Raw genomic sequence first — 24,331 nt, 5'->3', positions numbered from 1 at the left:
GCGTGCGGCCGATGCCGGTGACCCGGCTCAGGCCGGTAGCGGCCCGGCCATCGAGGTCATTGCGCTCACCCACCGACCGCGTCAACGCGTGGATCGGACGCCCGGACGGAGGTTCCGTCCGGGCGCCCGATCCGTAGTGATCAGTGGCGCAGGTCGAGACGGTGCACGCCGCCGTCGACGGTGCCGACGTAGAGTGCGCGGCCGTCGGGGCTCGCGGCCAGTTTGGTGGTGTCGGTGTTCTGCAGGCCGGTTGAGATGTTGTGCCAGCTCAGACCGTGGTCGGTGCTGCGCAGTACGCCGCGGCCGCCTTGCAGGAGACCGCTCGCCCCGGAGCTGGTGGTGGCCGCGTAGAGCGTGTCCTTGACCCGGAGCAGGTCGGAGACATGGATCGCCAGAGCGCCGGTGTCCGCGGTGCGGAAGGTCCGGCCGCCGTCGGTGCTGACGCGGACACTCGCACCGCCGATGACCAGGCGCCGTCCGTCGAGGTCGATCGCGGTCACCGGGCCGTCGGCGACCTTGGTGACGGTCACCCCGCCGTCGTCGGACCGGTAGAGACCGGAGGTGTTGCCGAGCCACAGACGCAGCGGATTCGCGGGGTCGCCCGCGATGGTGTCGAAGGAGCGCTCGTGGTAGAGGTTCTTCCACGTCGCACCGCCGTCACTGGTGGCGAACAGCCCCTGGCCCAAAAGGCTTCGGAAGCTGACCATGACCCGGTTCGGGTCGGCGGGGTGGACCAGGAGCGCCGTCGGCACCTCCGCCGAACTGCCCCTGTTCTCCCAGGTGGCACCGCCGTCGGCGCTGCGCTCGACGGTGAATGAGCCGAACGCGGTGCGCCGCACCTTCCAGATCGCCTTCGGATCCTTGGCCGACACGGCAAGTTGCGGGACGGTCACGCCCCTCATGCCCTCGCCGCCCGACCGGCCCCACTCCGGGCTCGCGACGGGAAGGGCGGTGCGGTAGACCGCGCTGTCGGTGGCGGCGAGCAGATGTCCGTCACTGACAGCGAGATCGTTGACGGTCAGTCCCTGGACGCCGATCCGCCGATAGCCGGTGCCGTCCGCGGCACCCCGGTAGAGACCGTCCTGCTCGCTGGAGACGGTGACGGAACCGTCGGCCCAACGGTCGTAGTCCACTGGTAGCGCTGCGCGCGACGGCGCGGCGACCCTGGTCCACGTCCGACCGTGGTCGAGGCTGAGACGGCCGCTGCCGGACACCGTGCTCAGGTACAGGTCGTCACCCGAGATGGTCAGGCGGAGGCCGCCCTCCGTCATGGACAGCAGGGTGCTCCAGGTCTCCCCTCTGTCACGGGAACCGACAACTCCCCGACCCGGGACATACACCGCCACGACCGATGAGTCGGCGGCCAGCCCGCCGACGCTGCTGCCGGACGGCTCGAAGAGCAGACGTGCTTCGCCGGGGTTGCCCGAGCCGATGCCGGAGCGGGCCCAGACACCGTGGTACGTCGTCATGTAGAGGGTGTCACCGGTGACCGCGGCGGCGGTGACGGCGCCGGTCACTCCGGTCGCATACGTCGTCCAGTGGTCACCGGCGTCCGTGCTGACCAGCAGTGCGTCCGAGGTGATCGCGACCAGGGTACGGGTCCGTTCGTCGGCGGCGAGCGCCGCGATGCGGGTGTCCGGGACGTCGAGCGTGCGCCAGGTCCGCCCGTTGTCATCGGTGCGCAGGATGGCGCCCCGGCGGCTGCCGTCGTGAACGCTGTTCACGGCGTACCACCAGCGGTCGGGATTCTTGGCGTCCACCACGAGCGGACCCGTGCCGTCCGCGACGGGCAGTCGGCCCAGCTGGCGCCAGGAGGCACCGTTGTCGGTGGTCAGCCAGGGTGCCGCCTTCTGGTACTGGGTGAGGACGGCCTGCTTCGGCCGACTCGGCGAGAGGGCGACCGACCCGGCCTCGCTGTTGGGGCCGACCGGCTCCCAGCGGTCCCCGCGGCTGTCGACCGGGGTGACCTCGAAGGCGCCGGCGCCGGTGAGCCGCTGCCCGGTGCCGGCGGTGCCGCGCACCGAGACCCGGTAGGCGCCGGCCACGCTGCCGGTCACCTCGGCCCGGTAGTAGCCGCTGGCGGGATCGAGCGTGGAAGTGACGTCGACGGCCTTGCCGCGAGGCGGGGTGACGGTGACGACCGGCGGTGCGGCCAGCCGGGTCGGCGGGGCGATGTGCACGGTCGAGCGACCGTCGCTCGGGTCGGGTGCGGCCTGGACGGCCAGGTGCCGGACGGCGAGCAGATAGGGCACGTTGATCGTCGGCCCCCGGTCGGGAGTCGCCGTGAGACGGCCGCTGATCTCGGTGTCGGCGGCAGGCCGGGCGACACGCAGCGAGACCGTGACGGTCGCGGTTCTCCCGGCCGGCACGGTGACCCGCCTCGGCCAGGCCTTGGCCGGACCGTCGGTCCGCAGCGAAGTGGTGACCGGCCGCATGCCGGGGTTGTGCAGCGTCACCTTCGCGGTGCCGCCGATCTGACGCCCGGACAGGTCGGCGAGTCCGAACGACACCGAGGCCGGTGAGGCGCTGACCGCGGCCGAGGCGGCCGCCGCCACATCGAGCCGGCCCGCGCCCCGCGTCGTGGGCCCGGTGTCGCCCAGCGGCTTCGCGGTACCGATCAGCTCGGCCTTGATCTCAGCGGGCGTCCGGCCGGGGTGCAGCTGGTGCAGCAGGGCCGCCGCGCCGGCGACGTGCGGGGCCGCCATCGACGTACCCGACATGCGGTACTGGCCCGGCCCGTACAGCGACTTGGGCACGGTGGAGCGGATCTCCACGCCCGGCGCGACCAGATCGGGCTTCAGACCGAAGTCCTGTGTGGGGCCGCGTGAGGAGAACGAGGCGATCCGGTCGGTGGTGTCGGCGCCGCGCAGCGTCACCGACACGTTCCCGGCGGCGAGTCGGCCGCTCAACTCCGTGTACTGGGTCGAGTCGATGCCCATGACCACCAGGTGGTCCATGCGCAGCGAGTCGCCGGAGGCGTCGATCCGCGCGGGAGACGACGGCACTTCGGTCACTCCCGGCTCGGGGTTCACCTCCGGCGGCCGGACCCCGTCCGACGCACCGGCGACGAACACCGGGCCGTCGTTGGAGGGCAGGCCGGCCAGCACGGCGATCGCACCGCGCTTCTCCGCCTCCCGCGCCCACTCCACGGCACTCGCCGTCAGGTACTGGGCGGCGGAGGCGACGAGCATCTGCGCCCGTACGATCTTTCCGCGTACGTCGCCGGCCCGCTGCCAGTCCTCAGGGGTGCCCTTGCCGACATCGACGAGCGGCGCCGTGACCGGACCCTTCGGCGGGTTCGCGGACAGGACGCCGCGGTAGCTCTGGATCAACTCGGGTTTCCGGCCGACCAGATAGGCACTGGGCAGCCGCAGATTGCTCGTCGACGCGCCGACCGAGAGCACGCCGTCGGCCGTGCCGGGGCTGCTGACCGTGCCCGCGCCCGGCCCGTCGTTGCCGGCCGCTGCCACCACGACGACACCGGCTCGCACGGCCGCGGTGGCGGCGCGGCCCAGTGGATCGGTGCCGTCGCCGGGGCCGCCGAGGCTCATGTTGATGACATCGGCGCGGTGCGGGTTGGCCGGGTCGGAGGCCGCCTCGATTCCGGCGATGATGTCCGACGTGTAGCCGGAGCCGTCGGCGTCCATCACCTTGTAGGCCAGCAGATTCGCGCCGGGTGCCACGCCGGTGACGCCGCCCTTCTCAGCCGCCTTGCCCGCGATGATGCCGGCGACGTGGGTGCCGTGGCCGTTGTCGTCCATCGGGTCCTCGTCACCGTTGACGAAGTCGTGCCCGCCGACGACCTTGTGCGTCTTGCCGAGTCCGCCGCCCAGGTCGGGGTGGGTGTAGTCCACGCCGCTGTCCAGGATCGCGACGGTGGTCCCCTTGCCGGTGACGCGGCCTCCGGCAGGATCCTTGCGCTGCCAGACGCCGGGTGCGCCGATCAGCGGCACGCTCGCGTCCGTCTTCGTCAGCACCCGGGTGTCGGGGCGGACGGCGGTGACGCCCGGCAGCGAGGACAGCCGCCCCACCTCGGACGCGGGCACCGTCATCGCCACGGCATCGATGAGCAGACCCAGCTTGCGGGTTGCCGAAGGGTGCAGTCCGGCGCTCCTCGCCGAGCCGAGGAACGTCTCCTGCCGCGCGTCGAGCGCGCGGCGGGCGGCGCCGACGCCGCGGGCGGCCTCGGCGGACAGCAGCGATCCGCCGGGCGCGGCGGTGACCGCCGGGTTCCCGGACAGTTCGACGAGCACTCGTTGCGACGGGGCGGGCGCGGACGCGTTGGCGGCACCCGGTGTCGCCGCCAACGTGCCGGCGAGAACAACGGCGGCGAGGGCGGCATGACGCGATCTTCGTGACTTCATTGCCATGCGTAAAGGTCCTAGTGGTGAAGGCACTTGCCGCACAACTGATCTCCGTGGCCCATTGCTGTCGCTGGCACAACTGGGCCACCATCCGTCCATGACTCCCGAGACACCACAACTCACGGCGGCAGGCATCGATCCGTTCGACGAGAGCGTCTACCGCGCCGTTCTGACCCGGCGGACGGCGGCGCCTGCCGAACTCACCGCGGATCTCGACTGTTCGGCCGAGCGCGTCGCGAGGGCGCTGGACCGGCTCCGCGACCACGGGCTGGTCGGCCGGCTCGCAGGCTCCCGCCGCCGGTACGCCGCCATCGAGCCGGGTGCCGCTGTCGAGGCGCTGGTACGGACCAGAAGCAATGAGCTGGAGCGGGTCCGTTCGGCGGCCGACGAGCTGTCCCGGCTGTTCGCCGCCGCGCGAACCGGCGCGACCTGCGAGGACGAGGTGGAGATCACCACCGGCAGCGAGGCGCTCGGCCGCTGGTTCGTCCGCCTTCAACAGGAGGCCCACGAGGACGTGATGACCCTGGACCGACCGCCGTACGCCCTGACGACCTCCAACCCGGTGGAGGCGACGGCGCTCGGCCGCGGCGTACGGTACCGCGCGGTCTACGCCCCCGAGGCCCTGGAATGGCCGGGCGTCCTCGACGACATCCGCGAGCTGGTCCGGCACGGCGAACAGGCTCGCGTGCTGCCCGGCCTGGGCATCAAACTCGCCATCGCCGACCGCAAGCTCGCCCTGATGCCGCTCTCTCTCGACCTCGACGACGTCCGCGCCGCGGTGATCCGCCCGTCCACCCTGCTCGATGCCCTCACCGGCTACTGGGAAATGTGCTGGAAGCAGGCCCTGCCTCTCAACGCCCCCGCCGAGGACCCCCTCGGTGAGGAGGACCGACTCGTCCTCACCCTCCTGGTCAGCGGCCTCAAGGACGAGGCGATAGCCCGTCAGCTCGGCTGGTCCGTCCGCACCATGCGCCGCCGCATCAGCCGCCTGCACGACCTCCTCGGCGCCGCCAACCGCTTCCAGGCCGGAGTGATCGCGGCCCGCCGCGGCTGGTTGTGAGACGGCACGACGGCAGCAGGTGGGACGGCAATGAGTGAATGTGGTCTCGGCGCGTCAACCTCGGACAACCGAGACACGAAACAGCCCAGTCCGGGACACACAAGACGGGGGCCGCGCGGAGGCGTCCACGGAGCAGGCGGGTGAACCGCCGGATCGCCTCCCGCTGGCTGGACCTGGTGGCTTTTGGGAGTCCAGTCGGCGGTGAATGGCGGCTTGTGGAGCCCGGTGAGGCCGGTAACCTCACCGGCGAGTCCGACCGGGCGGTGTTCTCGTTGCGGCCGGAGCCTGAAGGCGGCTGCTGACCGGCCTGCGGCCCTGGGTGTGAGATGTCCCGCATCTGCGCTCGGGGCCGACGTGTGCCCGGTGGCTTCGTTCACGTCCAGCGGTGGTGGCTCGGGCTTGTGCGATGCCGCCACGCCGCTCCTCACGCCCTCCCGGGCGGTGCGCGTGCGTGCGGTGGACGTCCCCGGCCTGGCGTCGCCGCTCCACCTGTGTGGCGACTACCCGGAACATCGTTCAGCGGCCGTGGGTGGTCGAGCCGGCAAGGGATTCACGGGGTGCCGGGCCGGGGGCCGTGGTCGGTGGTGCCGGTGTCGAGTGCCTGCCGGGCGAACCGCAGGGCGTACGGCAGTGCGGCCCGGGTGAGCGGGCCCGCGCCGACGGCGACGGCCGCGGCCAGGACCACGGGCTCCGCGCACACGACGGCGCGGAGCAGGGCGGCGGGAGGGGCGCACAGCCGGGCCGGCGGGCCGGGGAGTACGAGGGTCAGGGTCCGGTCGTCGGTACCGGGGCGCGGCCAGGTGAGTTCGATGCGCATGAGACGGCCTCCGCGGAAGTGGGGCTCGGCGCCTGCGGCCCGGAGGGCGTCGCCATCGCGTACAGCGGGCCAGCCTGGGCCCGGCGGAGGAACGCGGGGCAGGCCGGCCGGCGTGCGCGGGGGGACCGCGGTCAGGCCGGAGGGGCGGTGAGGGAGGTGATGGTGGTGAGGGTCGGCTTTCTGGAATACGGGTCGGGACTGGACCGGGCGCTCATGTCGTCACCTCCTCATGGCCGGGACACGCGCACATGTCCGGAAACCGAAACGCCGGTCGGGCGTCTCCTCGGATTCGTCCGGCGGAGAGAAACGGGCGGCGCAGAGGCCGCACCGCCGACTCCACCATCCAGCGGATACGGACATCTCCAAAGTTGCCGAAATTCTCGGATCTGGTCAAGGTTGTCGAAAAGGTGAGCTATGTCACGGCATCGCCGCATGCCTCGCCTGTCCTACGGAGGGAGATCGACCATGACTGGCAGTTCCCATGCGCACGGCTCAGGGGACACGAAGGCGCGGCATCCCGTTCAGGAGACGCTGGCGCACCCCATGCAGATGGCGGCGACGGCGGTGGAGAAGGTTCCCGGTGCCGACCGGGCCAAGGAGTTCGTCGACGGCGTGCTGGACTCCGTCGGGATCGTCTCGCCCCACGCACGGCGCGTCGCGGCGTACGCCGGTGCCGGGCTGCTCGGTGTGGTCGGTGTGGTCGAGTGGCCGGTGGCCGCGGCGGGCGCCGCCGCCGTGTGGCTCACGCAGCAGCGTCCCAAGGACGCCGCGGCGGTCCGGACGGCCGGCGAGACCCGTGCCGAGGGGGCGTCGACGAAACGCGCCGCCAAGTCGGCCAAGGCGTCGACTGCCACCCGCAAGGCGAAGTCCCCTACCGGCAAGGCGAAGTCCCGTCCCGACACGGCCAAGTCACGTCCCGGCAAGGCCGGTTCGGGCACGGCGAAGTCCCGCGCGCCCAAGTCTGCGAGCACCACGAGCAAGGCCAAGGCCCGCTCGTCCGGGCGGACCACCAAGAGCGCCGCGGCCGGCACCTCGCGCACCAGGGCGGGTGGGCGGAAGAAGACCTGACGCCGGTCCTCCGCCCACTCCGACGGCCGAAACCGCGACGACCGACCGGCGCGACCAGAGGCCGCTCGACGCCCCCCGCTCGACGCCCCCCGCTCGACCGTTCCGACGACCGTCCGTTGCCCTCGGCCCGTGCGGTAGGCCCGCGAAGGTGAGACATGCTGCTCCGCTCAGTGACCGGGCTGCCCGCCGTGGTCCTTCAGAACGCCCTGGCGGCCCCCGTCGGGGCCACGCGCCGGATCGCCCCGCCGGCCACCGGCACGGCGCGGATGGCCGCCGAACTCGTCAGCACCGGCGCGCGTGGCGTCGTGAGCGGCGCGGCGGCGGTGTCGGCGACCGCACTGCGGGTCGGCAGGGTCGCCCGCAACGCCATGACCCCTCGGACCGGTCACTGGCGTGCCGGGTCCCGCATGCACCTCGCGCTGCGGCGGCAACCGGAGGCGCGGGAACCGACCCTGGAGCAGGTCGGTACCGTTTGCGAGAAGGTGGCCGTCGAGCTGGCCGAACACCCCGATGTGCTGGTCGCCTACTGGGACAGCGGCCTGGAACGGCTGGTCGTGCAGACCACCGAGGGCGCGGTCGGTGAGCAGTTGGTGGACCGGGTGTCCGAAATCGCCGCCCGGCACGGGCTGGTGCGGGTCGACGACCAGGCGCTGGAGCACACGCATCCGGGCGCGGCCGGGGGTGTGCGCGCCAATGCCATCGCCGTGGCCTGCGATGCGGCGGGCATCGCCACGGCCCTCGTGGCGAGGGCAGCATTTTTGAGGACCGTGCCGGAGATCGTCGTGGCCGCGGCCGTCGTCATGCGGGAGGACTCCCGGGTGCGGGCGGTCCTGAGCCGCGCACTGGGTCCGGATCCGGCCGATCTGGTGCTCGCCGCGGCCCATGCGGCCGCCTGCGGGATCGGGCAGTCCCCGAGCCCGCTGCTGCTCGACGCGGGCTTGCGGATCGTCCAGTTGACGGAGTCCGTCGCCCAGCTCGCGGCGTTCGACGCGGTGCACGACACGCTGTGCGTCCCGGGCAGGCCCACGGTGGGCGGAGACGACACCGTGCGTCCGCCGCTGCGTTCGTGCCCCGGCGAGGACTACGCCGACGCCGCGATCAACGGAATGCTGGGCGGGGCCGTCACCGCGCTCCTGCTCACCCGCAGCCTCGACGGGGCGGCGGAGACCGTCCTCGCGGGTTCGCCCAAGGCCGCGCGCTACGGCCCGGCGGCCTTCACCTCGGCGCTCGGAAGTGTCCTGGCACGCGAGGACGTGCTGGTCCGCAGCCCGGAGCGACTGCGTCGGCTGGAGCTCGTGGACACCGTCGTCCTGCATCCCGGAGCGCTGCGCAGCATCCGGCGCACCGTGCTGGAGGTCCATCCCAGCAGGACCGGGTGGGATCACCGCCGGCTGTGGCGGGAGGCCACCGCGGCCTTGAGCTCGCCCGGGGACGGGGCGGCGCCGTCCGGGACCAAGAAGCCGGGAGTCGGCCTGCGGCCGGTGCCAGACGAGGCGGCGTCGGACGCCGAACCGCCGGACACGGGCCTGATGATCGCGTCGGTGCGCGGCACCGATGTCGGTACAGTCCTGGTCGGCCGGGAGCTCGACCCGATGGCCGAGGCCGTGCTGGACGCGGCGCGCCGGGCCGGCCTGCACGTCGTCGTACCGGACGACCACTCGCTCGGCGAGTTCGGGACCCTGGCCGACCAACTCGTTCCTTCCGGGGTTCCGTTGGCCGAGGTGGTGGCCGGTCTGCGGAACGGCGGGCGGACGGTCCTGACGGTGGCGCGCGTGCCGGCCGACCGGAGGGCGGTGGAAGGGGCGCCGGCCGACGCGGCCCGCGACGTGCTCGAAGGGCTGCTCGGCAGCGACATCGCCGTGGCCGTCGCCGACGAGCGCGGCGCCGTCGTCTGGGGCGCGGACGTGCTGCCCCTGCGCGGTCTGGAGGGCGCGTGGCGGTTGCTGTCCGCCGTGCCTGCGGCACGGGCGGCCGGTCGCCGGGCCAAGTTCCTCGCCGAGGCGGGTGCCACGCTCTCCGAACTCCTGGTGCTCACCCGGGGGGCCCGGACCCAGCCGGTCCCGTTCCCGCTCGAACTGCGGATCAGTCCGGTCAGCATCGCCGCCGCCGCGGCTCTGGTGTCCGGCTGGTGCGGCGCGCTGGGTGCCGCCTCCGGTGCGCCCCCACACCCCGGGCCGCGGGTGCCGTGGCACGCTCTGCATCCGGAGGAGGTCATGGCCCGGCTGGCGAGGGCGCCGCGAGCCGCGCCCACCGCGTGGGCGGTGGTGCGGGGCCGGGCCGGTCACGCACTGCACGCCGCGGCCGCTCACCCGGTCCTCGCGCCGGTCCGGGTCGGCGCGCGTCTGGCGGACGCGACCTGGGCCGAACTCGACGACCCGTTCACCCCCGTCCTGCTGATCGGTGCCACCGCGTCCGCGCTGCTGGGGTCCGCGGTGGACGCGTTCCTCGTCGTCGGAGCCGTCACGGGGAACGCCCTGGTCGGCGGAGTACAGCGGCTGCGCGCTGAGAGGGCGCTGGCCGAACTCGCCACCGGGCAGCGGCGCACAGCCCGGCGTCTGTCCGACGTGTCGGCGGACAAGCCGTCCGTCGTCGAGGCCGGACGACTGGCACCCGGCGAGGTGATCGAGCTGCGCACCAACGACGTCGTGCCGGCCGACGCACGTCTGCTGGAGGTCAGCGGCTTCGAGGTCGACGAGTCCTCGTTGACCGGTGAGTCGCTGCCCGCGCACAAACAGGTGGCGGCCGTGGCGGAGGCATCCGTCGCGGACCGCAGTTCCATGGCGTTCGAAGGCACCACGGTGGTGGCCGGGCGCGCCCGCGCCGTGGTGGTGGGCACCGGCGACCAGACCGAGGCAGGCCGCGCGGCGTCCCTCGCCGCCCGGGTCCCCGTCTCGGCGGGGGTCCAGGCGCGGCTGCACCAGCTGACCCGCCGGGCCCTGCCCCTCACCCTCGCCGGCGGCGCCGCGGTGGCGGGTCTGTCCCTGCTGCGCGGCCGCCCGGTGCGCACCGCGCTCCAGGGCGGGCTGGCGGTCGCGGTGGCCGCCGTCCCCGAAGGCATGCCCCTGGTGGCGACGGTGGCGCAGATGGCCGCGGCACGGCGGCTCAGCGGGCTGGGCGTCCTGGTGCGCACGCCGCGCAGCCTGGAGGCCCTGGGACGCGTGGACACCATGTGCTTCGACAAGACCGGGACCCTCACCGAGAACAGATTGCGGGTCGTCCGCCTGGTCACCGCCACCGGCGCCGAGCACCCGGCGTCCGCCCCCGAAGCGGAACAGATCCTTCGCATCGCCGCCCGGGCCTGCCCGCGCGCAGCCGAGCAGCCGGGCGTCCACGCCCACGCCACCGACGAGGCCGTCCTGGCGGCTGCCCCGCGCGAGACCGGGTGGACCGTCGTGCGGGCCCAGCCCTTCGAGGCGAGCCGGGGCTACGCGGCCGCCGTCGGAAGGGACTCGGACGGCGGGGACACCCTGGTCGTCAAGGGAGCTCCCGAGGTCATGCTGTCGTGCTGTCCCGACGCGGATCCGGCAACCGTCGACACAGCGCGCGCCCTTGCCGCCAGGGGCCTGCGGCTGCTGGCCGTCGCCAGGCGCCGTCTCGCGGCGGAGGAGGCGGGCGAGGCACTGGACAAGCCGCTCGAACGGCTGGAACTCGTCGGGTTCGTGGCGCTCGCCGACCGTCCTCGTGCCAGTTCGGCCCCGCTCGTGGCCGGCCTCGGCGACGTCGGCGTACGACCCGTCATGCTCACCGGCGACCACCCGGAGACCGCCCGTTCCGTGGCATTGGCCCTGGGCTGGCCGTCGGACGTCAAGGTCGTCACCGGCGACGAACTGGCCGCGCTCGACCGGGCGGGGCGAGCGCGTCTGCTCCGGGACTGCGGCGTCGTGGCTCGCGTCGCACCCGAGCAGAAGCTGCTGGTGGTCGAGGCTCTCCGGGAGGCGGGACGCGTCGTGGGCATGGTCGGAGACGGTGCCAACGACGCCGCCGCCATCCGTGCCGCCGACGTCGGGGTCGGCATCGCGGCGCGCGGGTCGGCCGCCGCGCGCAACGCCGCCGACCTCGTGATCACCAACGACGAGCTGTCGGTTCTCATCGATGCCATCGGCGAGGGCCGTGCCCTGTGGCGCAGCGTGGCCGACGCGATCAGCATCCTGCTCGGCGGGAACGCCGGCGAGGTCGGCTTCTCCGTGCTGGGCACCTTGCTGTCCGGTACGTCGCCGCTGTCGACGCGTCAGCTGCTGCTGGTCAACCTGCTCACGGACATGTTCCCGGCGATGGCGGTCGCGGTCACCCCTCACGATCCGGAACCCGCCGGTGAGTCCACCGCACTCCTCGACGCCCCCGTGGGCCTCGCCGTCCTCGGTCCGCCGCTGACCCGCCAGATCCTTCAACGCGGCCTGATCACCGGAGTCGGTGCGACCGTCGCATGGCTGCTCGGCGAACTCACCCCGGGCTCGGTCCGGCGCACCAGCACGATGGCCCTGTGCGGTGTGGTCGGTGCCCAGCTCACCCAGATCGTCGTCGGACGCCGCCACAGCCCACTGGTGCTGGTCACCGTCCTCGGCACGGCCGTCGTGCTGATCACCCTCGTCCAGACACCGGGTGTCAGCCACTTCTTCGGGTGTACGCCTCTGGGACCGCTGGCATGGACCGGCGTGGCCGTCGCCGTCGGCACGGCCGCCTGCGGCCCCCGCGTACTGCCGCACGCCGACCGGCTGCTGTCCGACCTCGCCTCGCGGGTGCGTCCCGTGGTCCGGTTCGTCCGCTGAGGGCTGTCCGCGTACCGCAGTGGCGCGGCCGGTGCCAGAAGCTCGGGCTGAGCATTGCCGATCTCCGCCAGGCGCTGGAACTCGCAGTTGAGACCACCCGGAGGGTTGCTGCCGCGGCCGGCATCTCCGCCACCTCCACGTGCCTGAGGTCCGCGCCCCCGCACGCATTGGTCGTGGCTTCCGACCGTGTGGTCGACAGCTGCCGGCAGGATCCGGGTTCCGGGCCCCGCCACTACAACCCTGTCATCTACGGTCCGGTCGTCGACGGAGACATCCTGCCCAGCGACCCCCTGTCCGCGAGGGCAGCCGGAGCCTCGGAGGCGGGGGTGGGCCTTCTGGTGTGCCACACCACTCAGGAGTTCTGGTTGATGGATGCCGCCGGCAGCAGTGCGAAAGTCACCACCGAAGAACAACTGAGCGACTTCGCCCGGGACTTCCACCTCCCCGATGATCTGGTTCCGGGTTACCGGGAGCTGATGCCCGATGCCCCCGTCCCCGACATCTATCTTGCGATCTTCGGCGACATGCTGTTCAGCGAATACACCAGTCGGCTGGCGGAGCGGCACGCTCAGGCCGGTGGCCGCGCGTTCACGTCCTGCTTCGCCCGCCACCGCAAGGGCCCCGAGGGAGTGGTACGTGCCTGGCACTGCGCCGACATCCCCTTTGCCTTCGGCAACCTCACCCTCAATAGTGTCGAGTTCCTCATCGGAGGTCCACCCGATGCCGCAGACCATGAGCTGTCCCAGCGCATGATGGGCGCGTGGGTCAGCTTCGCCACCACTGGTGAACCCGGATGGGCCCCCGTCAGCGGCCCGACGACAACTCCCCATGTCTGGGACACCGCGGACAGCCCCGCCGGAGCGCACAACACCGCGGCCCGTGCCCTGTGGCGCGACGTAGATTTCTCACCCCTTGGGCCCTGAACCGAAAGTCGGGTTCGCAGGCGTCAAGGGAAGCAGCACAGCCACATGCGGGGTTCGGAGCCGGCTGCGCGCTGCCGCATCGACCGGACGATCTGCCGCCCCTGTACGGAAGGGGTTCTGAGCTGCCGGTACGGGTTTCGCCGGGTCATCGCCATGCTGCGCCCGAAGCCGTTGTCAGTGGGCGGGGATAGGTTCGTTCATGTTCCGCCGCAAGGACGCGAACACCCCCCTTTGACATGCAGAGGAGAGATGCGTTGACGGTCTGGGAGACGGCGAGCACGGTGCGGGTGGTAGCGCCCGCGCGGCCGCGGAAACTTGCCAAGGTACCGTTCGTGGAGCTGGCTGACGGGCGGCTGCAGGGCGTGGTGTCCAGCGGCTCCGACATAGGACGTGTGTACGTGTCCTCGATCGCGTCCGGCACATACGCGTTCGCGTGCAGCACCAACAACAACCGCCCCTGCGGCGGCGCGCGCGGCACCTTCTGCAACCACATCCGCGCGCTCGTCGGTGAGGCCGTCCTCCAGTACGGCGCCGGGCGCGTCGCCCGATATCTGAAGGCGGAGACAGCCGACGGAGAGCTCGACGGCCCCGGGCTCGTCTCGATGATGACCGCCACGCGCCCCGCGCAGGGCGACACTTCGGCCGCCGCCCCCGTCTTCAGCCGGTTCCTGCGGCACCTGGCCTACCTCGAACTGGAGCCCGTCACCGCACCGTTGCCCGAAATGCACTGGTTCCCGCCGACGAGGGCGGTGGCCTGATGCGTACGGACCTGCTCTTCGACCCCGTCGACGGGCTCGACGAGGCACTCGCGGCCGTGGGCGCCTTCGACGGCGTACTCGTCGACGGGCTCCTCCGTCCGCAGCCCACACAGGTCGCGGGCCTGACCGCGATCGCGGACGCCGTCTCGGGCACTCCGCTGGCCTCGCGGGTCGTCGAGGCCGCCGAGAAGGCGGCGGCCGGTGCCGCCGCCGAGGACCACTTCGTCGTGCTCGCCGCCGCCCGCACCGCCCTCATGGGCTCCGTCCACGACGCGCTGACGGCCCGTGTCGGGGACGTCACCGGACGGCCGCGCGCCGAGGAGACCGCTCCCGCCGCCGACGGGGAGGAGCATGGCGCGAACGTGCTCGCCGCCGCCCGCGCCTGGCTGTGCGACCTCGCCCGCGTCGGCTGGCACGGTATCGACCACGAACTGATCGCCGGTGCCGCGCCCGTGGTCTCCACGATGCTGTCCGACCCGCTGCTGCGGCGGCAGGCGACACTGTTCGACGGCTTTGCCGCGGAACTCGCCGCGTCCTGCCCGGGAGCCGCCCTGGAGCGCGTTCCGGAGCGTCGTTGGGCCGACCTGTGGTCGCGCGCGCTGCTCCTGACCCTGGCGGGCGCCGCCCGCACACCCGCCACGTCCCCCGCGACCGGCCGCCTGCTGCCGCTCGGCGTCGACATGCAGGAACACGCGACCGCCGTGCAGGCCCAGGTCCACGCGGTGTTCGAGCCCGCCGACGGCACGGCACCGCGCCTGGTGCGGGCCTCGGTGTCCGCGCCCAAGCCCGACACCGTCGTCGGTGCCGGACTGTGGCAGCTGCTCCGCCCGCGCATGTCGCTTCTCTCCGCCGTGGGCGAGGGCCGCTCCATGGAGCTCGACGCCATGCCCCTCACCCCCGAGGGAGACCTCGTCTGGGACGACGAGCGGGCCCGCGCGGGCGAGGCCGCCGACCCGTTCGCGACGGCCCGGGTGATCCTCTCCACCGCGACCGATCCCGTCACCGCCCCGCTGGACCGCCATCCGGCCCGGATCGCCGTACCCGTCCTGCTGGAGGGGTACGCGGCCGAGCAGGAGGACGGCGGGCCGCTGGCGTTCGGCCTCGCCGGGCACCTGCTGGCCGTCGACACCGACCGCGCGCCGGCCGCGGGCCCGCTCACCCCGGAGGCCGTCGCCGCGTCCGGCGCATGCGTGGGACTGCTGCGCTGGGACGCCGGGGAGTTCGTCCTCCAGCCGGTGGCCGTCGAGACGACGGTGCGGAAGAAGGCCGTCGCCGTCCACGCGGGCGCGTGGGCCGGTGGCACCACCGACAAGGCCGGAGCACGGGCCGAGAAGGCGGCCACCGACTCCGTCGCCGTCCTGCGTGAACGCGCCGGAAGGCTGCTGCGGAAATGACCGGTCACACCCCTGGGAGCGACCCCGGTTCCGCTGCCCCGCCGGCCGGGCCGGCCCCCGACGACAACCGCCGCCAGGTCCTGTACTGGCGGCTCCTGGCCCGGCTCTTCGACCACGAGGAGCAGAGCGCGCTGGAAGCGGCGAGCCTCGCCGTGGTGGAGGACATCGGCCTGCCGTCCGCACTCCTGGACCCGGGCACAGCCATCGACTCCGTCGTCCAGCGCCACCCGGAGCTGGCGGATGAATTCGACGGCCTGATGACCCCGGAGCCCGAAGCGGACGGCGTGCGCGACCGTGCCGCCGAGGTGCGGCGCGCCGCGCTCGCTTCGAAGCTGCTGCTCAACGTATTCGCCACCGGTTCCGGCACGGTCACCGCCGGCCAGCTGGCCCGCTGGCAGTCCGACGCGAGCCGGCTCGAACGCGCGCTGGGCTGCCCACCCGGCGAACGATCAGCCGGAGCGGGCCCCGGCGGCAACGGCCTGGGGCCCGAACTCGGCGCCATCGAGGCCGACCTGGTGCACCGCATGCACCTGCGCGAGGTACTGGCCGACCCGGTACTGGCCGCCCGGCTCACCCCGAGCATGTCCCTGATCGAGCAATTGCTGCGCGACAAGGGCAACCTCTCCGGTGTCGCGCTGGCCAACGCCAAGTCCCTCATCCGGCGTTACGTGGACCAGGTCGCCGAGGTGCTGCGCACACAGGTGGAGAAGGCCACGGTCGGTGAACTGGACCGTTCGGTCCCGCCCAAGCGAGTCTTCCGGAACCTCGACCTCGACCGCACCATCTGGAAGAACCTCACCAACTGGAGCCCGCAGGAGGAGCAGCTCTACGTCGACCGCCTCTACTACCGGCACACCGTCCGCCGGACCACGCCGCAGCGGCTGATCGTCGTCGTCGACCAGTCGGGCTCCATGGTCGATTCCATGGTCAACTGCACCATCCTGGCCTCGATCTTCGCCGGGCTGCCGAAGGTGGACGTCCACCTCATCGCGTACGACACCCGTGCGATCGACCTCACCCCCTGGGTGCACGATCCGTTCGACGTACTGCTGCGCACCAATCTCGGCGGCGGCAACGACGGACCGGTGGCCATGGCCATGGCCCGGCCGAAGATCGCCGAACCGAAGAACACCGTCATGGTGTGGATCTCGGACTTCTACGAGTTCGACCGTTCCCAGCCGCTGTTCGAGGGCATCGAGGCGGTTCACCGGTCCGGGGTGAGATTCATCCCCGTCGGCTCGGTGACCAGCTCCGGACGACAGGAGGTCAACCCTTGGTTCCGCGAACGGTTCAAGGCGCTCGGCACCCCGGTGGTCTCCGGCCACATCAACAAACTCGTGCACGAACTCAAGACGTTCCTCACCTGAGACCACCCACGGCCCGCCCGCCCGCCGTCCCTGTCGAAGAGGCAGCAGCCCGCCGGCCCTCGCATCGCCACCCGTGACCTGCTCAGAAAGGCCCTTCCCGTGTCCGACCTGCTGCGCGCCCCCGCCGAGATCAAGTACGCCGAGGAACTCGACTGGCTGGAGTCGATCGACGACAACCCCAAGCCGTTCTCCTGGCGCCTGTCCCCGAAGATGGTCCGCCTGTTCATACTCGGCTCCGAGCGCGCCGACGGCCTCGATCGCGAGGTGTCGCAGAAGTGGTTCGGCGACCGGAGCTTCGTCGAGCGGTCCATCGTCACCCTCGCCTCCGACCGGGGCCTGCTGCTGATCGGCGACCCCGGTACGGGCAAGAGCTGGCTGGCCGAGCTCCTCTCGGCCGCGATCTGCCGCAACTCCACCCTGGTGGTCCAGGGCACGGCCGGCACCACCGAGGACCACATCAAGTACTCCTGGAACGTGTCCATGGTCATCGCCAAGGGGCAGTCGCGCGAGTCCATGATCGCCTCGCCGATCATGACCGCGATGGAGGCCGGCGTCATCGGCCGTTTCGAGGAGCTGACCCGCTCCACCAGCGACGTGCAGGACGCGCTGATCTCGATTCTCTCCGAGAAGTACATCTCCGTCCCCGAACTGCAGAGCGACGGCGACGGCGACAACATCGTCTTCGCCCAGCCCGGATTCTCGATCATCGCCACCGCCAACAGCCGTGACCGGGGCGTCAACGACCTCTCCTCCGCACTCAAGCGCCGCTTCAACTTCGTCCGCATCCCGGTGGTGACGAACAAGAAGAGCGAGGCCGAGATCGTCCGCTTCCGCACCGAGGAACTGCTGCGCCGCCACCAGATCGAGCTGGAGGTGCCGCCCACCCTCCTCGACGTTCTCCTGCAGAGCTTCGCCGATCTGCGCGCCTCGGCCGCCGCAGCCGGCAGCGACGACGAGAAGCTGGAGTCCGCGCTGTCCACCGCCGAACAGATCGGTGTGCTGGAGGACGCCGTCCTGCACAGCAACTTCTTCGGCGAGAGCACCCTGACCGCCCGCAACCTCGCCACCTCACTGGTCGGTTCCCTCGCCCGGCGCGAGCCCGAGGACCTGGCCATTCTCAACAAGTACCTGCATGGCGTCGTCGAGCCGCGCGGCAAGGAGGAGGGCGGCTCCTGGCCCGAGTTCCTGGAGGGCGGCCGCGAAGCGATCGCGAAGCTGTCATGAGCAAGACCTCCGAGAGCCGCGCGGCGGCCGCGACCCCCTTCGCCTCCCTGCGCGGTCAACTGCACGAGGCCGCAGACCGGTTCGCCGACGGCCCCGAAGCCCTGGAGGGCATCCTGCTGGGCATGGTCGACGACGTCGACCGCGCGGTGGGTGAACCACTGGAGATCTTCCCCGTCTGCCACCACTCACCCGCCTCGGCGCTCGCCATGGCCCGCCGACTGCGCGAGAAGCAGCCGAAAGTCGTCTATCTGGAGCTGTGCGAGGACATGGCGCCGCTCCTCACCGAGCTGCGCAACTGCCGGCTGCCGGTGGCGGTGCAGGCGTTCGCGAGCGAGATCGACGGCTTCCCCGCCGAGTGGGCCCCTCTGTCGGTCGTCGCACCGATCACGGAGGCATCCGCCGAGTACCAGGCCATCGCCTACGCACTGGACACGCCGGGCGTCGAACTCGTCCTCGTGGACCGCTCCTGCGACCACGTCTTCCAATGGGACACCCGGCACGAGCAGGCGGGGGAGCCGACCGGCGACGACACGACGGGCCCCGGCACCGAGCCCGCCGAGGCCGCGCTGCACGGCGAGGCCGTCGGCGTCGAGATCGGCGACCTGCGACCGCGCTTCGCCGAACTGGAGGAACATCTGCTGCGCCACGGGAAGGTGCGGCACTGGTCGGAATGGTGGCACCAGTACGTCGAAATACCGCTCGGCGACAGCGACCACGACACCTACCGCCAGGTCATGTTCCTCATCGGCAGCCTGTTCCGGCGGCTCGCACCCGGCGACGGGGAGCGTGTGCGTGTGGACGAGGACCGCGAGCGGTACATGTGGACCCGCATGCGCGAGCACCTGACCACGACCGGCACCGACCCGGCGGACTGCCTGTACGTCTGCGGTGCCTTCCACGCGGCCAGCCGGGTCGAGGAGTTCGGCGTGCACGGCGCCGGCGGCTTCACGATCTCCCCGCGCACCGCCACGCGATGGCAGTACGGCCTGATCCCGTCCAGCCACGCTGCGATCGAAGCGCAGTTCGGCCTCGCCTCCGGCTCGGTGTCGATCGCCGCGACGCAGTGGGCGAAGAACCTCAAGCGCACCCGGGTGAAGCCGCACCGCCTGCAGGGGCAGGCCGGTACGAAGAAGGAACGCCCCACGAAGGTCGCGGCGCCCCCCGCCGCCGTCGCACTCGCCGTGGCGGAGGACCAGCTCTCCGGCTTCCTGAGCCGGCCACCGGTCCTCGACACCCTGGACGAGGCCGAACTGCTCGGCTGGTCCGTGGACATCACCCGAGCCGCGCGCCGCAACGGCTACCTCGCCTCGACCGCCGACGCCATCGCCGTGTTCGAGACGTCGATCCTTCTCGCCGGCATGAGGGACCGGGCCAAGCCGACGCCGTACGACTTCCAGGACGCGGCGATCACCTGTATCGAGAAGGACACCGTCCCCGGACGGCGGGACGTAGGCCGCCTCGTCGAGATCATGATGGGAGGCGACCGCATCGGCCAGGTCGGCTACGACGCGCTGCCGCCCCTCGCCCGCGACGTGCACGACCGGCTGGCACCACTGGAGCTGAACCTCCAGCAGCGCGGGGTGCGCCGGGCCCTGCTGGACATGGCGTCCCACCCGGAGCTCCGAGCCTGCTCGGACGTGCTCTGGATGCTGCGCAGACTGATGCCGGCCGGCGCCGCACGGCCCATCATGGGGGAGCGGCGACTGGGGGAGCGGTCGATCCAGGAGTCGTGGGACCTGTCGCTCGGCACCCACCAGCGGGCGCTCATCGAAATCGGCTACGAGGGCGTGAGTCTTGAGCAGGTGCTGGAGCAGAGGCTCCGGCGCACCGCGTACGGGCCGCAGGCGACGACGGCGGACGTGCTGGCTGCCGTCGAGGACGCGACGCTGCACCTGGCCGGCCGGCGCCTCGCCGACGAACTGGGCACACGCGCACTCGAGGTCCTTGCGGCCGAGCGCACCGTCGACGGGGCACCCGAGGTGCTGCGCCGGGTACGCGGACTGCTGGCGTACTACCGCACCAACGAACCCGTCCTGCCTCCGTGGGTCGAGTCCTTCGTCAAGGCCGGTTACGCCCACTACTGCACCCTGCTGCCGACGGCGTTCACCGACGAGGACGCCACCGTCCGCCAGGTGGCGGCGATGCTGGGCTTCCTGTTCACCATGGAGAGCCTCGCGCTCTCGCTGGGCTGCGACCGGACCCAGCTGGAACTGGCCGTCGCCCAGTCGCATCCGCAGGACCCGGCGAAGACGGCCCTGCTGTGGGCGGCGCAGGTACAGCTCGGCACCCTCTCCCGCGAGCAGTTGCGGACCCGCTGCGACGAACTGCTGGCCAACCCACTGGTGGTGCCCTCCTACCCGCACTACCTCAGCGGCTTCGTGCACGCACTGGAGCCGGTGCCGGGTCTGGCGGACATGGTGGTGGAGGCGGTGTCGAACGCGTTCGGCCGACTTCCGGACGCCGTGCTGCTGCCATGGCTGCCGGTCCTGATCACCACGCTCCGGTCGAACGCTGCGGAGCTCGCCCCACTGCTCATTCGCGAGGCCGGGCGGATCTTCCCGGCACGACTCGCGGCGTTGGACGCCTGGCTGCCGCCGTGGCGGCAGCGACCGGCAGAGGCCCCGGCCGTCCGCGCCACCGATGGCGTGTCGTTGCTCCCTGCCCACCCCGCGACCTGTGACGCGCTGGCGGACCTGCTGGGCTGCGACGCCCCGTGGGCCCCGGCCGTCCGGACTCCGGGCACTGTGACCCTGATGGCCCGCCACCCCGCCACAGCACACGCACTGGCGGCCCTGCTCACGGGTCCGTGACACCGGCCTCGGCCGCCGGTACATCGTGTCCCGGCGGCCATGCCTTCTCGGGCCGGCACACCCCACTGGATGCTGCCGCACCTTGGGCCTTTGCCGGGGGCATGGTGTGCAGCAGTTCCAGCCGGCGCTGGGCGGCTTCGACCGCTCCGGGGCGTCGGCCAGGTACGCGGCGGCGCAATGAGACCAGGAGCGGGCCGAGTTCGCGGGCCTGCTGCAGGTCGCGAAGTTCCTGCCACTGGTGGTGGGCGCGGTCTGCGGCGGCTTCTACGGCGGGGTCGTCCGGAGGCTGTTGCCGGGCGAGGCGGGCGTTGGCGGCAGCCATCCACAATGCGCAGCTGCGTGCCGGATCGTCGGCCAGACGGGCGAGGTCGGCCCGGACCTCGATCCAGTGGGTGGTCTGCACGGAATCTGCGCCGTAGGTGCGCAGGGCCCACCCCTCCCACATGGCTGCGAGCGACGCGGCCTCGCCGTGCCGCCCGGCGTGGGCGGCGGCAAGGATCGCAGGCAGCGGGCCCTCTTCGGTCGGTCCGGCGTTCTCCGGTACCGGAGCAGGCATCGTCGGAACAGGCGCAGGTTCCCGGTGCGGCCGGTCCGGTACCGGCACGGCCGATGCCGCAGGGGTGGGGACGGTCGTGCGGTCGACGGCAACGAACAGTGCGTCGTCGGAGCCGGACTGGGCGGCGGCCAGTTCGTGGAGCTGGGCGAGTGGTGGGTTCATACCGCTGCGCCAGGTGGCGGCGAGGGCCTTCAGGTAGACCGGTTCTGCGATGTGGCGGCGGGGTGGCGGCGGGGCGATCCGGCCGTATACACGGATCCCGTGGCCGAGAGCGAGGCCCTCCGTACGCAGCTGCTGCCAGGCGTCCGGGGCGGCGACCAGGTCGATGACGACGGTGGTGGTGCCCGGCCGGCGCAGTTTGAGCTCGCCGGCCAGCCAGTGCCAGGGCAATGCGGTGTAGCGCAGGGTCGTCGGCGTGGTGCGGGCGAGTGCGAGGTGGATCAGGCGCTGCTTGTGGTCGAGGTGGAGTTGTCCGGTCATGTACAGGGAGAGTGGACCGGGTGCGGCGGCCGCGGCGCGGATGCGGGTGAGGACGGTCTGTGGGTCGGCCGGGTCGGTGAGTTCAACGATGGTGGCTGCCGTCGTGCCGGTCAGAATGCTGGGCGGGACGGCCGCGAGCGTGGACAGGACGCTGGCTGCGTCGATGAGACGGCCCTTGCCGACCGGGGCCGCCGCGATCACCACCGCCGTCCCGGATGCCGTGTCCTTGTTGATCATCACAACTGCACCGTAGCGGCTGCCCGGCTTGTGCATAACCAGCGGCCGACTCCGGCCCGATGGACAGGGCGCCTTTCGTCGTGCTCCTGGCCACCCCCGGCTTTCTCGGCGAGTACGGCACCAGCAGGTTCTCCGTCTGTTTGCGGTACACCGCCTCGTCCTCTTCTGACCTGCGGCAACGGGTGGATGCGCCCGACGCGAGACCGAGTTGGTCCGTCCCTGGTCCGGATCTTGGTAGGTGGGCGTCGGTGTCGACGGTCCTGGACGGACTCGGAGTCTCGTCCGGGGCGGAGGCCGATCCGGCGGCTTCTGGATGTGCCGTGGGCCGCAACGTCCCACCGATACCGCATCGTCCTCCGCCGGCTCGGCAAGCGGGTCGCTCGCCGGTCCCTCCAAGTCCCTTTACGACGCCAGCAGCTGTCCTGCCGGAAGCACAGAGGCCACCATGCCTCCGGCCATCACCGCCGAGGCGGCGACACTCAGCGCAACGGTGACCGTCGGACGGACAGGATCGCGACGTCGTCGTGCTGGCCGCCCTCTCCGGCGAACGCGCGCGCGTCGTCGTAGAGGGCGCGTGGCAGGCGGGTGGGGGAGAGGGACACACGCTCGGTGAGGCGTTCGGTGACGGGGTAGAACGTGCCGTCGGCGTCGCGGGTCTCGGTGAGCCCGTCGGTGGTCAGCAGCAGCGTCGCGCCGGATGGGAAGGCGAACCAGTCGACGGTCGCGGGTTCGGGGGTGAGTTCGGCGAGGCCGAGGGGGACGCCCGAGTCGAGGGCCGGTGTGATGACGGAGGCGTTGTGCAGCAACTGGGGTGAAATGTGACCGCAGTTGATGACTTGCGCCTCGTCGTGCGCGTCGATGTTGACGATGAGTGCTGTGACGAACCGTTCGTCGTCGCCGGTCTGTGCGGCGTAGGAGTTGTGCCGTACGACAGAGGCATCGAGGGCATCGACGAGCGCAGTCAGAGTGGGCTCCCGGTGGGCCGCCTCACGGAAGGCGCCGATGACGGCGAACGCGGCGCCGACGGCGGGCAGGCCCTTGCCCTGGACATCGCCGATCAGGACCCGGGTTCCCCATGGAGAGGCGACGACGTCGTAGATGTCGCCGCCGATGAGCCGGTCCTCCTGCACGGGCTCGTACACGCCGTCGACCAGGACGTCGTCGGTGAGCAGAGGCAGGGGGCGCAGGATATGGCGCTGCATTGCCGCAGCGGTGGAGCGCAGCCGCAGCGTCTCGTGCTCGCGGAGGATACGACGGTGGCAGGCGTAGACGGAGGCCGCGCCCAGGGCGAGGGTGAGCAGCATCATGAGGATCCTGTCGAGCCACGACCGCCCGTCACCGTGCCGGACCAGCACGGTGACGGTGACCACAACCGTGGTCCATGCAGACACGAACGTCGTCTGGCGTACGGTGCACAGCGCGGATGCCGTCCCCGGCAGGAATACAAGGAGTCCGAGAAGCCACACCGGGGATGCGGATAGAGCACCGAGGAGCACCATCAGCAAGGTCACTGACGCCACACCGATCATTACTTCGGCGTTGCGCGGTGGTTCGATGGTCTCGTAGGGACGCGCGAATTTCTTCGGATGCTTTTGGGGCACGGGACCTCCCGGGCAGGCGGTGTACTCCCCGTACGTTAGGCAGGTGCGGCCGTGGGTGAGCTGCGCCCCGCCGTGCATGGTGATGGCGAGGGCCGCGATGACGAAACCGGCGATCAGGCCGGCGATGTATCTGCCGGAGGTCGTCCGGCCGGCGGCGCGGTTGCGGTATCGAGTTCTGGCGGACACGGCCGATGTGCGGTGCGATCCGCAGCTCGCTCATGAGCTGGTCCAGACCTATTACTGCGCGCGCGGCTACGGGATCATGACGCCGCCGATGGGAGGCGGACGGCGAGCCTGCGTGGGACGATGAGCGGGAGCGTTCCCGGCCAGTAGGGGTGGGAGGAGCAGAGATGGAGATCAAGCCGCAGGCGGCCGTCATCCCCAAGGAGACCGACCATCTCGAGCAGGGAAAGTACGGCCCTGTTTTCCCCAAGACACCAGCGTGTTACGGGTTCACCATCGTTGCGAAGGTCAAGCCGGGCCGGGCAGAGGCGATGCGGGAGTACGGCAACGCCCTGGCCAAGGCGCTGGAGGGCGATCCCTATCTTCTCGCGCCGCTGAAGCTGCACTACTTGCGCTGGGTGCTCTTCGACGACGACACGCGCTTCATGTACCAGGGGATCTTCGACACCGATTTCGACAAGTACACCGAAGACGCCATCGCGCTGTTCAGCAAGGCGGGGGTGAGCACGGCGTTCGAGAACCTTGAAGGGTTCCCCGAGGACTGGAAGACCAACCCCGAGGCGTTCGTCGGGTTCGTGCGTGAGCACCACTGTCCGAGCTTCATCGAATACGGGGAGTATCCATACGTCAGTGCCGACGAGATCAAGAAGGCTCTGCGGATCAAGAGCGCCCTGTCGGAGATGCTCGACCAGATGCAATGAGCGCCCGCTCCCTGCAATGACA

The 24,331-nt window shown here is 71.7% G+C and carries 14 protein-coding genes; 10 read left to right on the top strand and 4 right to left on the bottom strand.

The features are described 5' to 3' along the window. Positions 1-140: 140 nt before the first annotated feature. The gene (locus ACF1B9_RS24485; protein ID WP_391743505.1) at positions 141-4,370 is read right to left on the bottom strand and encodes a S8 family serine peptidase; all 4,230 of its coding nucleotides are present in this window, start codon (positions 4,368-4,370) and stop codon (positions 141-143) included. 91 nt (positions 4,371-4,461) lie between these two features. Between ACF1B9_RS24485 and ACF1B9_RS24480 the strand changes: the two genes are divergently transcribed. Next, positions 4,462-5,424, top strand: coding sequence for a helix-turn-helix domain-containing protein (locus tag ACF1B9_RS24480; protein WP_391743507.1), 963 nt, complete (start codon positions 4,462-4,464; stop codon positions 5,422-5,424). 550 nt (positions 5,425-5,974) lie between these two features. Here the strand turns inward: ACF1B9_RS24480 and ACF1B9_RS24475 are convergent. Continuing rightward, the gene (locus ACF1B9_RS24475; RefSeq protein WP_391743508.1) at positions 5,975-6,241 is read right to left on the bottom strand and encodes a hypothetical protein; all 267 of its coding nucleotides are present in this window, start codon (positions 6,239-6,241) and stop codon (positions 5,975-5,977) included. Positions 6,242-6,706: 465 nt separating this feature from the next. On the opposite strand from ACF1B9_RS24475, the gene ACF1B9_RS24470 reads away from it, so the two are divergent. From ACF1B9_RS24470 to ACF1B9_RS24435, 8 genes are all read left to right on the top strand, one after another. Further along, complete coding sequence (locus ACF1B9_RS24470) at positions 6,707-7,309, top strand: hypothetical protein (protein WP_391743509.1); 603 nt, start codon at positions 6,707-6,709, stop codon at positions 7,307-7,309. A 155-nt stretch (positions 7,310-7,464) separates the two neighbouring features. Next, the gene (locus tag ACF1B9_RS24465; protein ID WP_391743511.1) at positions 7,465-12,075 is read left to right on the top strand and encodes an HAD-IC family P-type ATPase; all 4,611 of its coding nucleotides are present in this window, start codon (positions 7,465-7,467) and stop codon (positions 12,073-12,075) included. Then, positions 11,988-12,998, top strand: coding sequence for a carboxylesterase family protein (locus ACF1B9_RS24460; RefSeq protein WP_391795942.1), 1,011 nt, complete (start codon positions 11,988-11,990; stop codon positions 12,996-12,998). Before ACF1B9_RS24465 ends, ACF1B9_RS24460 begins: the two co-directional genes overlap by 88 nt. A gap of 236 nt (positions 12,999-13,234) precedes the next feature. Then, on the top strand, positions 13,235-13,756 hold the full coding sequence (locus tag ACF1B9_RS24455) for a hypothetical protein (RefSeq protein ID WP_391743512.1): 522 nt from the start codon (positions 13,235-13,237) through the stop codon (positions 13,754-13,756). Further along, complete coding sequence (locus tag ACF1B9_RS24450; RefSeq protein ID WP_391743626.1) at positions 13,726-15,150, top strand: hypothetical protein; 1,425 nt, start codon at positions 13,726-13,728, stop codon at positions 15,148-15,150. Before ACF1B9_RS24455 ends, ACF1B9_RS24450 begins: the two co-directional genes overlap by 31 nt. Next, complete coding sequence (locus ACF1B9_RS24445; protein WP_391743513.1) at positions 15,147-16,517, top strand: VWA domain-containing protein; 1,371 nt, start codon at positions 15,147-15,149, stop codon at positions 16,515-16,517. The genes ACF1B9_RS24450 and ACF1B9_RS24445 overlap by 4 nt, the downstream gene beginning before the upstream one ends. Before the next feature lie 99 nt (positions 16,518-16,616). Then, a complete protein-coding gene (locus ACF1B9_RS24440) occupies positions 16,617-17,741 on the top strand; it encodes an AAA family ATPase (protein WP_391743515.1) in 1,125 nt (374 codons plus the stop codon). Further along, positions 17,738-20,551: a hypothetical protein gene (locus tag ACF1B9_RS24435; RefSeq protein ID WP_391743517.1), complete on the top strand. Its 2,814-nt coding sequence runs from the start codon at positions 17,738-17,740 to the stop codon at positions 20,549-20,551. Before ACF1B9_RS24440 ends, ACF1B9_RS24435 begins: the two co-directional genes overlap by 4 nt. Here ACF1B9_RS24435 and ACF1B9_RS24430 read toward each other — a convergent pair. Continuing rightward, entirely contained in the window at positions 20,538-21,824 is a 1,287-nt protein-coding gene (locus ACF1B9_RS24430) for a hypothetical protein (protein ID WP_391743628.1), read from the bottom strand. The two genes, ACF1B9_RS24435 and ACF1B9_RS24430, sit on opposite strands and share 14 nt — an antisense overlap. Before the next feature lie 479 nt (positions 21,825-22,303). Continuing rightward, positions 22,304-23,611, bottom strand: coding sequence for a PP2C family protein-serine/threonine phosphatase (locus ACF1B9_RS24425; protein ID WP_391743519.1), 1,308 nt, complete (start codon positions 23,609-23,611; stop codon positions 22,304-22,306). A 164-nt stretch (positions 23,612-23,775) separates the two neighbouring features. Here ACF1B9_RS24425 and ACF1B9_RS24420 point away from each other — a divergent pair, with 164 nt between their 5' ends. After that, positions 23,776-24,309 carry a hypothetical protein gene (locus ACF1B9_RS24420; protein WP_391743520.1) on the top strand — a complete coding sequence of 178 codons (534 nt, stop codon included), beginning with the start codon at positions 23,776-23,778 and terminating at the stop codon, positions 24,307-24,309. Positions 24,310-24,331 lie beyond the last annotated feature (22 nt).

Source organism: Streptomyces sp. NPDC014727, assembly GCF_043083485.1.
GTDB lineage: Bacteria > Actinomycetota > Actinomycetes > Streptomycetales > Streptomycetaceae > Streptomyces.
Note: the sequence above shows the minus strand (reverse complement) of the source record. Positions and strands in the feature narration are given on the sequence as shown.

Excerpts from the sequence above, each read along its gene's own strand:
- ACF1B9_RS24420 (WP_391743520.1), top strand. The coding sequence starts at position 23,776 with ATGGAGATCAAGCCGCAGGCGGCCGTCATCCCCAAGGAGACCGACCAT.
- ACF1B9_RS24480 (WP_391743507.1), top strand. The coding sequence starts at position 4,462 with ATGACTCCCGAGACACCACAACTCACGGCGGCAGGCATCGATCCGTTC.
- ACF1B9_RS24445 (WP_391743513.1), top strand. The coding sequence starts at position 15,147 with ATGACCGGTCACACCCCTGGGAGCGACCCCGGTTCCGCTGCCCCGCCG.
- ACF1B9_RS24435 (WP_391743517.1), top strand. The coding sequence starts at position 17,738 with ATGAGCAAGACCTCCGAGAGCCGCGCGGCGGCCGCGACCCCCTTCGCC.
- ACF1B9_RS24465 (WP_391743511.1), top strand. The coding sequence starts at position 7,465 with ATGCTGCTCCGCTCAGTGACCGGGCTGCCCGCCGTGGTCCTTCAGAAC.
- ACF1B9_RS24475 (WP_391743508.1), bottom strand. The coding sequence starts at position 6,241 with ATGCGCATCGAACTCACCTGGCCGCGCCCCGGTACCGACGACCGGACC.
- ACF1B9_RS24455 (WP_391743512.1), top strand. The coding sequence starts at position 13,235 with ATGCAGAGGAGAGATGCGTTGACGGTCTGGGAGACGGCGAGCACGGTG.
- ACF1B9_RS24470 (WP_391743509.1), top strand. The coding sequence starts at position 6,707 with ATGACTGGCAGTTCCCATGCGCACGGCTCAGGGGACACGAAGGCGCGG.
- ACF1B9_RS24430 (WP_391743628.1), bottom strand. The coding sequence starts at position 21,824 with ATGATCAACAAGGACACGGCATCCGGGACGGCGGTGGTGATCGCGGCG.
- ACF1B9_RS24485 (WP_391743505.1), bottom strand. The coding sequence starts at position 4,370 with ATGGCAATGAAGTCACGAAGATCGCGTCATGCCGCCCTCGCCGCCGTT.